The 10740-nt window shown below is 68.4% G+C and carries 9 protein-coding genes and 1 pseudogene; 3 read left to right on the forward strand and 7 right to left on the reverse strand.

Annotated elements, in window-relative coordinates; translation table 11 throughout:
* Positions 1-87 precede the first annotated feature (87 nt).
* The gene (locus HRUBRA_RS02435) at positions 88-720 is read left to right on the forward strand and encodes an alpha-ketoglutarate-dependent dioxygenase AlkB family protein (RefSeq protein WP_236629757.1); all 633 of its coding nucleotides are present in this window, start codon (positions 88-90) and stop codon (positions 718-720) included.
* Here the strand turns inward: HRUBRA_RS02435 and HRUBRA_RS02440 are convergent.
* Positions 717-2255, reverse strand: a complete 1539-nt coding sequence (locus HRUBRA_RS02440) for a CYTH and CHAD domain-containing protein (RefSeq protein WP_084592401.1) — start codon at positions 2253-2255, stop codon at positions 717-719. The two genes, HRUBRA_RS02435 and HRUBRA_RS02440, sit on opposite strands and share 4 nt — an antisense overlap.
* 104 nt (positions 2256-2359) lie before the next feature.
* Here HRUBRA_RS02440 and HRUBRA_RS02445 point away from each other — a divergent pair, with 104 nt between their 5' ends.
* Together HRUBRA_RS02445 and HRUBRA_RS02450 are read left to right on the forward strand one after the other, a co-directional pair.
* A complete protein-coding gene (locus HRUBRA_RS02445; RefSeq protein ID WP_035514198.1) occupies positions 2360-3553 on the forward strand; it encodes a cation:proton antiporter in 1194 nt (397 codons plus the stop codon).
* A 66-nt stretch (positions 3554-3619) separates the two neighbouring features.
* Entirely contained in the window at positions 3620-4153 is a 534-nt protein-coding gene (locus HRUBRA_RS02450; RefSeq protein WP_035514201.1) for a lipocalin family protein, read from the forward strand.
* A 71-nt stretch (positions 4154-4224) separates the two neighbouring features.
* On the opposite strand, the gene HRUBRA_RS02455 is transcribed toward HRUBRA_RS02450, so the two are convergent.
* The 6 genes and pseudogenes from HRUBRA_RS02455 to HRUBRA_RS15335 all read right to left on the reverse strand — a co-directional run.
* Complete coding sequence (locus HRUBRA_RS02455; protein WP_052094293.1) at positions 4225-4575, reverse strand: hypothetical protein; 351 nt, start codon at positions 4573-4575, stop codon at positions 4225-4227.
* 162 nt (positions 4576-4737) lie between these two features.
* On the reverse strand, positions 4738-5052 hold the full coding sequence (locus tag HRUBRA_RS02460; protein WP_035514205.1) for a DUF3240 family protein: 315 nt from the start codon (positions 5050-5052) through the stop codon (positions 4738-4740).
* Positions 5045-8113, reverse strand: coding sequence for an efflux RND transporter permease subunit (locus tag HRUBRA_RS02465; RefSeq protein WP_035514206.1), 3069 nt, complete (start codon positions 8111-8113; stop codon positions 5045-5047). Before HRUBRA_RS02465 ends, HRUBRA_RS02460 begins: the two co-directional genes overlap by 8 nt.
* On the reverse strand, positions 8113-9123 hold the full coding sequence (locus HRUBRA_RS02470; protein WP_035514207.1) for an efflux RND transporter periplasmic adaptor subunit: 1011 nt from the start codon (positions 9121-9123) through the stop codon (positions 8113-8115). Before HRUBRA_RS02470 ends, HRUBRA_RS02465 begins: the two co-directional genes overlap by 1 nt.
* On the reverse strand, positions 9123-10307 hold the full coding sequence (locus tag HRUBRA_RS02475; protein WP_144244355.1) for a TolC family protein: 1185 nt from the start codon (positions 10305-10307) through the stop codon (positions 9123-9125). The genes HRUBRA_RS02470 and HRUBRA_RS02475 overlap by 1 nt, the downstream gene beginning before the upstream one ends.
* A 157-nt stretch (positions 10308-10464) precedes the next feature.
* Positions 10465-10740: pseudogene (locus HRUBRA_RS15335) on the reverse strand (hypothetical protein); the annotation flags it as partial.

Below are 10740 nucleotides of genomic sequence, written 5' to 3' on the forward strand. Positions count from 1 at the left end.
CGGGGCGGGTGGTGGAGGGTGCTCCGACCAAGCGTGTATCGGGGAGCGACTGGGGGTACCCTCCATCAGCCGCCCCGAAAATCGGCGATGAGCCATAATTGTGCCATGGATCTTTTCCCGGAAGCCTCATCGGAGGTGATCAGTGCCCCCGGTGCTTCGCTGCTGCTGCACCGCGGCGTGGCGCTGGGTCTCTCCAGCGATGCTCTGCTCGATGAGCTGGTGCGCGATAGCGCGTGGCGGACCGGCGACGTGGTGCTCTTCGGCAGGCGCTACCGGCAGCCGCGGCTGTTCGCCTGGTATGGCGATCCCGGCGCGAGCTATCGCTATTCGGGGACCACACTCGAGCCCCTGCCCTGGACACGGCGCCTCGACGACCTGCGCCGGCGCATGGAGATGCTCGCCGACGCGCCCTTCAACAGCGTGCTGCTCAACTACTACCGGGATCAGCAGGATGCCATGGGCCTGCACGCGGACGATGAGCCGGAACTCGGCGACCGGCCCGTGATCGCGTCCCTGAGCCTGGGCGCGCCGCGGCCCTTCCGCCTGAAGCATCGCCACGACAAGACGGTGAAAGCGCTGAAGCTGCCACTGCCCCCGGGCAGCGTGCTGGTGATGGCGGGGGATACGCAGGTGAACTGGAAGCACGAGCTGCCGCGGCAGGCGCGACCCTGCGGGCCGCGGGTCAATCTCACTTTCCGTTACATCTACCTGTCCCGCTAACGGTGCCAGCGCTCCTGCAGCCTGCCCCAGGCGCGGCGCGCCTTTGCCAGCTGCTTGCGCCTGGCCGTCTTTTTCAGCACCGGTAGCCGGGCCTGCCTCCGGGCCAGAGCACGGGCCAGGGCCGGGTCGTCGAGGGTGAGCCGCTGTCCGGCGAGGTTGTCGGCATCGTTGAGGACGCCCAGCGCATCCTGCAGCCGCCCCAGGGTCTTCAGCAGCCCGTCGGGCGGCGGTGCCTTCGGGTCGAGGGCGGCGATCTCCAGCATGTAGCGCAGGACCTTCAGGTCCTTGCGCAGGCGGTGGCGGGCGGCAGCGTCGAGTCTGCCGAACCCCTTGCCGTGGCGCTTCACTCTCGACCATTGCGCGTCCAGCGCTGGTCCGAGCGCCCCGGCCAGTGGCTGTCGCAGGCGCTTGCGGCGGCTTTTGCCGTGCGGGTTCCAGCCGCCCTCGTCCACGAGGCGAAGAAGCGTTATTGCAAAGCCGGTAGCGCTGGCCTCTCGCAGCGCTTCGCGGACTTCCGCGCGCACGGCATCCCGGCGCGCGCAAAGGGCGGCATCGAGTTCGTCGTCGTGGCCGGCCTCGAGCAGCAGCGCCGTGAGTACGTCCGCGTCACGCAGGGGCGCGAGGAGGCGCCCGAGATCCCGGGCGCGGCGCGCCATGCCGTCGCAGCCTCCCTTGCGCAGCAGGCCGTCCGTTGTCCGCAGCAGGGCGCGCAGGCGGCGCAGGGCCACGCGGAGCTGGTGCGGGCCTTCGGGGTCGTCGCGGGTGAACACGATATAGAGGTTCTCGGCGATGCTGTGCGCCAGCTGCGCCAGCATGGCTTCCACGGCGGCTTCCGACGTGCGTTGCGGGCCGAGTGCCGAGGGATTGCTGTGGTTCACGGCGGCGCGCAGCGGCTCGCCGCCGGCGGCGAGGGTGAAGCCGCGGGCGGCCTTGCTCGGCTGTACCAGGCGGACGGGCTCTCCGTCGAGGAGGGTCTGCGCCCAGGACCAGGCCGGCCTGGCGCCGCCGTCGATGCACTCGATTTCCACTTCGCAGAAAGGATCGACCACGTCTCCGGCGCTCACCGAACCGCGGTCAAAGGCAAGTTCCACTCGTCCCTCGCCGGTTTCCAGCAGCCGGGTGGTGCGCTGGATATCCGAGCGGCATACCGGCTGCAGGGCGGCGCCGGCGAGGGCGGCTTCGAGGGCGCGGTGCACGGCGCGCTGAGAGATGCGCGTGAGTGAGGGTTCCGGGCCGTCGGCAGGATCGGTGACTTCCGTTACCCGCTGCAGCCCCGGCAGAGCCAGGCGCGCTGCCTTGATGGTCTGCTCCCAGCGGCCGCCGCTGCGCCGCATGCGGAGGAACAGGCCCGCCTCCATGAGGCGGAGATCGCCGGCATCGTAGTAGATCGAGACAAGCCTGCGCGTGCTCGCCCGGCCAACGGTGGCCGGGCGCAGGGACCTGTGCCGCCGCAGCCGCGCCAGGGTCGCGGGGTCGACACCCGCCTTGAACTCGACTTCTTCGTGCTTCTTGCCCATGCGCCTACGATCCGCCATGACCGCCGGAAAATCCAGTGGCAGCGGACCGGTTCGGCGGGCCGGGGCTGTATACTCTCTGGTCAAGGAGGGACCATGATACAACGGCAGGCCCTGGGCCACTGATGGACAACCTGGCGACGTCTCCCCAGCTGCTGCTCACGCTCGGCGGGGTTTTCCTTCTGGGGCTGGTCACTTCGACGATCGGCCGGCGCACCTTCCTGCCCCGGGTGACGCTCCTGCTCCTGTTCGGTGTGCTCATTGGCGATGCGGGGCTGGGCCTGATTCCCCCGGAGGTCGGCGAGCTTTTCCCGGTAGTGGCGGACATGGCCCTGGTCATGGTCGGTTTTCTTCTTGGTGGCCAGCTCACGCCGGGGCAGCTGCGCAGCACGAGCGCGGAGGTGCTCGCCGTTTCCCTCTCCGCTGCGCTGGTGACCGCTGCCATGGTCTGCGCCGGACTCTGGGCCCTTGGTCTGCCGTTGCCGGTTGCACTGCTGCTCGGCTGCATTGCCTCGGCAACGGACGCGGCTTCGGTCTTCGATGTGGTACAGGAGACGGGCAGCGAGAGCCGCTTCAGCCGCGGGCTCCTCGCCATGGTGGCCCTGGACGATGTCTGGGCGCTGGTGCTGTTCAGCGCCGGCATGGCCGTGGCGACGGCAGCCATGGGGGCCGTGGGGGAAACGGGTTTCGTGCTCACGGCGCTGCGCGATGTCTTCGGGGCGCTGTTCCTCGGTGGCGCTCTGGGCGTGCCTGCCGCCTACCTCACCGGTCGTGTGCGCCCGGGGCAGCCGGTGCTTTCGGAAGCCGTGGGCCTGGTCTTTCTCTGCGGGGGCCTCGCGCTCTGGCTTGAGGTGTCGTTCCTCATTGCCGCCATGACCCTCGGGGCCGTGATCGCCAACCTCGCCCGGCACCACGAGTATCCTTTTCACGCCATCGAGGACATCGAAAACCCGGTACTGCTGCTGTTCTTTGTGCTCGCCGGGGCCAGTCTGGATGTCGCGGCCCTGGTGCAGCTCGGGATCATCGGCGTCAGCTACCTCGGGTTGCGCTCCCTGGGCAAGGTGGTCGGTGCACGGCTCGGTGGCCTCGCCGTTGCCCTCGACGGTCGCACGGCCCGGCAGCTGGGCTATGCCCTGCTGCCACAGGCGGGGGTTGCCATTGGCATGGCGCTGGTCGCTGCCAACCACCTGCCGGAGTACCGGACCCTGTTGCTGACTCTGGTGATCAGCTCCACGGTGTTCTTTGAAATTGTCGGCCCCGTGTTCTCCCGCCGCGCGGTGCTTCGGGGCCGGCTGCACGAGCCCCGTCCCCGCTCTTGAGCGATATCAACGGGCGCCGGTGGCACGGGCGTTATACTGTTACATCGAAGTTGCCGGGAGTCCTTCATGTTGTGTCGCCTGTATGCGGTCTGTGTGGCTGTTGTTCTTGCCGGTTGCACCGGCATGCCCGACGGTGTGGAGCCGGTCAGCGGTTTCGAGGCGGAGCGCTACCTGGGTCGCTGGTACGAGATCGCGCGGCTGGACCACAGCTTCGAGCGTGGGCTCGATGGCGTGAATGCCAACTACAGCTTTAACGATGATGGATCGGTACGGGTCCTCAACCGGGGCTTTGATGTCGAAGAGGGGGGCTGGGACGAGGCCGAGGGCGTTGCCCGCTTCGTCCAGGATTCGTCAGTCGGGCACCTCAAGGTATCCTTCTTCGGTCCCTTTTACGGCTCCTACGTGGTCTTCGAGCTGGATAAGGCCGACTACCAGTACGCCTTCGTGTCCGGCTTCAACCGCTCCTACCTCTGGCTGCTGGCGCGTACGCCGACGGTAGATGAAGCGCTCAAGCGGCGTTTCGTCACAAGTGCCGAGGCGCTGGGGTTCGCGACGGAGGACCTGGTCTGGGTCGATCAGTCGAGGAATGAGACACCCTGATGCAGGGTGAGGGGGCCGCCCGTCCCGCTTTACGGGGCTGGTTGCGTGGCCGGGCGCGGGCGGCCGGACAGTCAGATGGCGCCGTCAGAAGGTTCCATCAGCTGCCACTGGCCGTGCCCGTTGTCGCGCTCGATATAGCGGTATTTCACTGCGGCGCCGTGCGGCGCATCGGTGATGTCATCGGTGCTCGGTGCCTTGAACTGCACGCGGCGGCTGCGGCTGCTGCGGCTCATGTCGCAGGGGGCGGCGTCGCCGGCCTCGGCGCTGCGGAACTTCACGTAGACATCGCGGCCGAGCTGAGCGGCCTTGCGCTTGTCGACGCTGCCTTCGAGGATGCAATCCTGGGTAATCTCGGCATGGGCGCTGCCGGCCAGAAGGGGTAGGGCCAGCGCGCTGAGAATGCTCAGTGTTTTCGTTTTCATGGTCAGGCTCCTTCGCCTCACGGCGATATTCACGTCCCTGTAACATTAATGTAACGATGCCATGCTAGGCACTGGCTGAAACACTACCGCGCGCTCCGGCAAAAGGCAAATTTGTAACCATTTTGTCATAAAAGGTTCATAGAAGGCTGCGCGCGGAGGATGTCAGGAGGGAACGGGCAGGTGCCCCTCCGCCGTGACCCGGGAGACCCAGTAGCGTAGCCGCTCGCGGCCGCAGCTTGCCGAAAGGTGCTCGAGCAGCGGCGGCAGGTCCAGGGCTTCTACCAGAACCTCGAAGCGGTCGAACTCACGGTAACCCGCCACCTGTTCGGGGATACTGAAATGGCTGTGCTCGCGGCTGAAGCCGAGGGCCGGCAGCAGCGTGAAGCCGGAGAGGTCGTCCCGGCTCATCAGTGCATCAACGAAGTCGTCGCGGCGTTCCCGGGGGGCGAGAAGGGTGAGGAGTCTTGGATCAGTCATGGCGCTTGCCCTCCGCGAACTGGTAGAACACCGGTAGCAGGTAGAGCGTGGTGAGGGTGGAGGTCAGTAGCCCGCCGATCACCACGATGGCCAGTGGCCGCTGGATTTCCGTCCCCGGGCCGCTGGCGAAGACCAGGGGCAGCAGGCCGAACATGGCAGTGGTCGCGGTCATGAGGATCGGCCGCAGCCGCTGTCTGGCACCGCGCAGGATCCGCTCCTCCAGGTCCAGGGCTGCGCTACGCAGCTGCTCGAAGTAGCTGAGCATCACTACGCCGTTGAGGATCGCCACCCCGAGGAGCGCGATAAGACCGACGGACGCGGGCACGGACAGGTACTCGCCGCTGGCGAACAGCGCCATGATCCCGCCCATGAGGGCGAAGGGAACATTGCCCAGGATCAGGCCGGCCCGGACCAGGGAGCGGAAAGTCGTGAACAGGATGATCAGGATCAGGGCGAGTGCCACCGGGATCACCAGCAACAGGTTGCGCATGGCGCGCTGCTGGTTCTCGAACTCGCCACCGAAGGCGACGCTGTAGCCCGGCGGCAGGGGCGCCTGCGCCGCGAGTCGGGCGCGGAGGTCGTCGACGAAGCCGACGACATCGCGCCCGGAGACGTTCAGGGTAATGGCACCGAAGCGTCGGCCCTGCTCTCGCTCGATGCGCAGCGGTCCCTCCTCATAGCTGACGCTGGCCACCGCTGACAGCGGCGCAACGCTGCCGTCAGGCAGCACCACGGGCTGCCGGGCGAGGGCGGTCGGGCTTGCCGGTCGCCCGAGGGCGTCGGCAGCTGCGGCGAACAGCACCGGCGTCCGCCGCCGGCCCTCCATGATCTCGGAGACTTTTAGCCCCTCGAGCTGGGCCCTGAGCCGGTCAGCGAGGGCCTCGGTGTCAAGGCCGTGGCGCGCGGCGACTTCGCCGCGCACGCGCACGGCGATAAACTTGCCGCCCTCGGTGACGGTCGCCTTTACGTCCACGGCTCCCTCCACCTCTCGCGCCACGGCCGCGCTGCGCTCGACGAGGTCAGCAAGAGTGGCGAGGTCATCGCCGAAAATCTTGATGGCCACATCGCCGCTCGAACCCGTGAGCATCTCCGAAACGCGCATCTGGATCGGCTGGGTGAAGGTGGTATTGATCCCCGGAAAGCGTTCGAGCGCTGCGCGGATAGCGTCCTCGATGGCGGCCTTGTCCGGTACTGACCACGCCTCCCGGGGGGCCAGCTCCATGAATACGTCGGTCTCGTTGAGGCCCATCGGGTCCAGGCCCAGTTCATCGGAGCCGGTGCGCGCCACGATCTGGCGGAGCTCCGGCACCTGGGCAAGCAGGGCCTTTTCAACCTGCTTGTCCAGGGCCACGGAGGCTTCCAGGGAAATACTCGGTGACTTCTTCAGCTGGACGATGATATCGCCCTCGTCCATGACGGGCATGAAGGTCTTGCCCATGATGGCGGCGAGGATGGCACTGATGACCAGCAGTACCGTTAGGGCGGCAGCCAGGGGCCAGGGCCGCCGCAGCACCCGGCGCAGGGTCGCCGTGTAGCCGGCCTGCAGCCGCAGCACGAAGCGCGGCACCCTGGCCGCGTCTGCGGTCAACAGCAGTGAGGCCAGGATCGGTACGAGCGTGAGGGCGAGGGCCAGCGCGGCCAGCATGGCGAATACGATAGTGAGAGCCACGGGGGCGAACAGCTTGCCCTCGAGACCTGTCAGCGTCAGCAGTGGCGAGAAGACGATGAGGACGATCAGTGTGCCGGAGACCACCGGCGTCGCCACTTCCCTGGTAGCCCGATAGATCACGTGCAGCCGCGGCAGTGGCGCGTCTTCGGCGAGGCGGGTGACCGCATTCTCTACCACCACCACGGACGCGTCGACGATCATGCCGATGGCGATCACCAGGCCGCCAAGGCTCATGAGGTTGGCGGTGAGCCCCGTGAGGTCCATGAGCAGGAAGGTCGCCAGGGCCGCCAGCGGCAGCGACAGGGAGACCACCAGCGCGGCCCGAAGGTTGCCGAGGAACAGGGCGAGGAGACCGATTACAAGGAGTACGGCCTGCACCAGGGCGCTGGTGATGGTGCCGATGGCCGTATCGATGAGGCGCGCGCGGTCGTAGAAGACATTCAGTTCCGTACCGGGCGGCAGGCTTCGCTCCAGCTCGGCCAGCTTCGCCTTGACCCCCTCGACCACGGCGCCGGTGTTGGCGTCCTTGAGGGCGATGACCAGCGCCTGGGCCGTCTCGGCGCCGTCTCGGGTGACCGCGCCATAGCGGGCCAGGTGGCCGATGTCGATGTCGGTAAGGTCCTCCAGTCGGTAGACTGCGCCGTCCGGTGCGGGCACCGGTAGCGCGGCGAGGTCCCTTCCATTGCGCAGGCGGCCCCCTGTGCGCACCACCAGTACGTCGTTGCCCTGCACGATGCGACCGGCACCGACGTTGCGGTTGTTGTTGGTGATGGCGCGGCGCAGGTCCTCGAGGCCGAGACCAAGCTGCGCCAGCCGGTTGCTGTCCGGCGTGACCTGGTAGCTTCGGACGTAGCCGCCCAGGCTGTTCACGTCGGCGACGCCGGTCACCGTACGCAGTACCGGCCGGATCTCCCAGTCGAGGAGCTGGCGCTTTTCCGTCAGGTTCAGGTCCGGGTTCTCCAGCGTGAACATGAACATCTCGGAGAGCGGCGTGCTCATGGCCGCCACGCCGCCTTCCACGGTCGCGGGCAGCCGGTCGCGGACCCTGGCGAGGCGCTCCCCCACCTGCTGCCTGGCCCAGTAGATGTCCGTGCCCTCGACGAAATCCAGGGTGATCGAGGCGATGGCGTACTTCGTGGTGGAGCGGAGCATCGCCTGGCGGGGAATGCCGAGGAGCTCCGTTTCGATCGGGTAGGTCACCCGGCGCTCGATCTCCTCGGCGGTCATGCCGGGCGCCTTGAGGACGATCTTGACCTGGGTCGGTGCAATGTCCGGAAAGGCATCGATGGGCAGCTGCAGCCAGGCGCGCAGGCCGAGGCCGGTCACGGCCAGGGCCAGCACCGCCACGAAGAGACGCTGGGTGAGAGAAAAGTGGACGACGGCAGGCAGCATCAGTCACTCCCCAGACCGAGAAGGATGCCCTGAACGGCGCTCACGGAGCTGAGCAGCACCGGACCTGCAGTGATCTCCGGGTCCCGGGCGACGGCATAGCCTCCGGCGGTATCGGCGAGCACCGTCACCGGCCGGGCCTGCAGCCGGTCGCCGGTGCGAACGAAGACATGGGGCGCCCGCTGCCACTGGAATACTGCGGCGCGGGGCAGCTCAAGGGCGTCGGCGCCATAGGAGGGGCGCACGCTGAGCACGGTCCCCGGGATCCGGCGACAGTCGCCGGCCAGGGGCGCGCTCCAGGCAGCGACGAAGAAGCCGTCTGCGGCGCGGTCGAGGCTATCGATCGCCAGCTGACATCCGTCTATGGTCAAACTGCGCAGATCGACCGCGCGGTCTACGGGTACTTCTACCTGCAGGCGTAGCGCGTTGTCCGGAATGACCGAGAACAGCACCGCCCGCTCCTCCCTGGCGGGGGCACGCGAGTCGAAATGCAGCATGCCGTCGATCGGGGCCCCGACAAGCAGCGTGTCCTCGTCGTCTTCCGGCAGGAGCAGTTCGCCGAAGTGGCGCATGTGCTCGTACTCCAGGCCGGTTTCCAGGTAGCTGTCCTGAATGGCGGCCCAGCGCTCCGCCGGTAGCGCACCGTCGGCGTAGAGCGGCTTGTTGCGCTCATAGCGGGTCTCGGCGAGCGCGTAGCGGTCTGTGCTGGCCTCGAACTCCAGCGCCCAGTGGTGGATCTCCGGACCCTCGAGGCGGACCACCGGCTCACCGGGTGCCACGCGCTGTCCGGGGACGGCGACGAAGGTGACCCGGTGGGCGGTGCGCGGAAGCAGCACCCGGTAGTCCTCGCCGCCGCGGGCGCGGACGACGCCCCGGAGCGGGGCTCCGGGCACCCGGTCCAGGGCGCTGGCATCGGCATAGGTCAGTGCCAGGTCGCCGAGGGCTGACAGGGGCACCTCCTGGGCGCGGGCGAGGCCCGTTACCAGGAGCATGAGCAGCAGGGCTGAGCGCATCAGGGGGTCCTCCCGGCGGCCTGGTGCAGGCGGGCCGCGTTTCGCCCGATCAGGGCTTCTGTCCGTGCCAGGGCGGCGCGGGTATCCAGGACGTCGAGCAGGCGCTGGAGGCGCAGCTCGGCTTCAATCTCGTTGCTTGCTTCCAGGGCTGTGACCTGGGCTTCGATGCGATCCGCGAGCGCGGCCGCCTCGGCGAGCAGTTCCCGGCGCCGGACTAGGTGGCGGGCTTCGCCCTGCAGCGTTTCCCAGTGTCGGCGCAGGCTCAGCCACAGCTGGTCCCGGGCGATGAGATAGTCCCGCCGCGCGGCGCCCTGCTGGCTGCGGTTGCTGCTGCTCTGGGTGCCGAGGAAGTTCAGTGGCAGCTCCACGGCGATGCCGTACTGGTCCTGAGTCAGCCCCGGGTTGTCGAGCTCCCGGGCAACCAGGGACAGGTTCCAGCTGGCGTTCGCCGGAGCCGACAGGGCCAGGATCGAGGCCTCCTGAGCGCGGCTGGCCTCGAGGCGGCGCACCGCCGGGTGGCTCTCCCAGGCCGGGGTTGCGGGATCCGGGCCGGGCTCCGCCAGGTCCTCCGGTACCGACGGGAGGCCGGTGAGTTCGAGGAAGATTCCCTCTTCCCGCTGGAGCTCCCGCTGGGCCTCGTCGACGGCCAGTTCCGCATCGATCAGGGAGCGTCGGGTGATCAGGGCGGTATAGCGGGTTACGGCACCGCTGTCGGCGAGGCGGGTCAGCCGTTCGCTGAGCTCGGCGAGCAGGGCGCGCCGGTCCCGGGCGGCAGCCAGGTCGAGGGCGGCCAGCCGGTGGCCCCAGGCGGCTTCCCGGACCTCCCCGGCATAGAGCCACCGGCGGTACACCCCGGAGGCGTCCGCATACCGGTCTGCCTGCGTTTCGAGCCGGCTGTCGAGGCGCCGGCGCGCAGCGGATTTGATCGGGAGGTTCAGGCTGAACTCGGTTTCATCCTCGCCGAGGGCCTGCTGGCTGTCCAGGTAGCTGGCGGACAGGGTCGGTACGCCGGAGAGCCAGCTGCTGGCCTCGGGCAGGGGCGTCTCGCCCAGGGGGCCGGCGCGCTCGAGCGCCCCGGCGAGGGCGTCCTCCAGGGTGGCGGCCCCGGCCAGCGGTGAAGCAAGGGCCAGCAACGCCAGCCACCGGCAGCGCCATGGTGGCTGTCCGTTCGATCGTCGAGCCATGTCCTCCCCTCGGATAGCAGGCAGCGCCATGGTAGGGGGTCGGCGCTGTAATGACATCCTGCTAATGACGCCCGGGCGTCCCCAGGGCATTTGCCCTATGGGGGTAAGTTTCTGAATTTGAGATAAAAAGGTATTAATCAGCTCCGTGGGTCGCGCGCTAACTGAAAATGCCCTGCAGGTACCAGCGATCCCGGCGCCGGTCCCGGAAGACCCAGTAGCGGCCGCCGCCCTGGCCCTCGGCGACGAAATAGTCGCGACTCACAGGCGCGTCCCACCAGTTGTCCTCGATGCGCTCCGGCCCGTGCAGCAGCACCAGGCGGCCGTGGCCGAGGAGGCTGCCGTCTTCGCCCGCGCGCAGCGGCACGGGTTCCGGCACGAGCCAGAAGGGCCGCAGGGTGCCGCAGGCCGCCTCGCCCTCGCCGGCGGGCTCGGG

The organism is Pseudohaliea rubra DSM 19751 (assembly GCF_000764025.1).
Taxonomy (GTDB): domain Bacteria; phylum Pseudomonadota; class Gammaproteobacteria; order Pseudomonadales; family Halieaceae; genus Pseudohaliea; species Pseudohaliea rubra.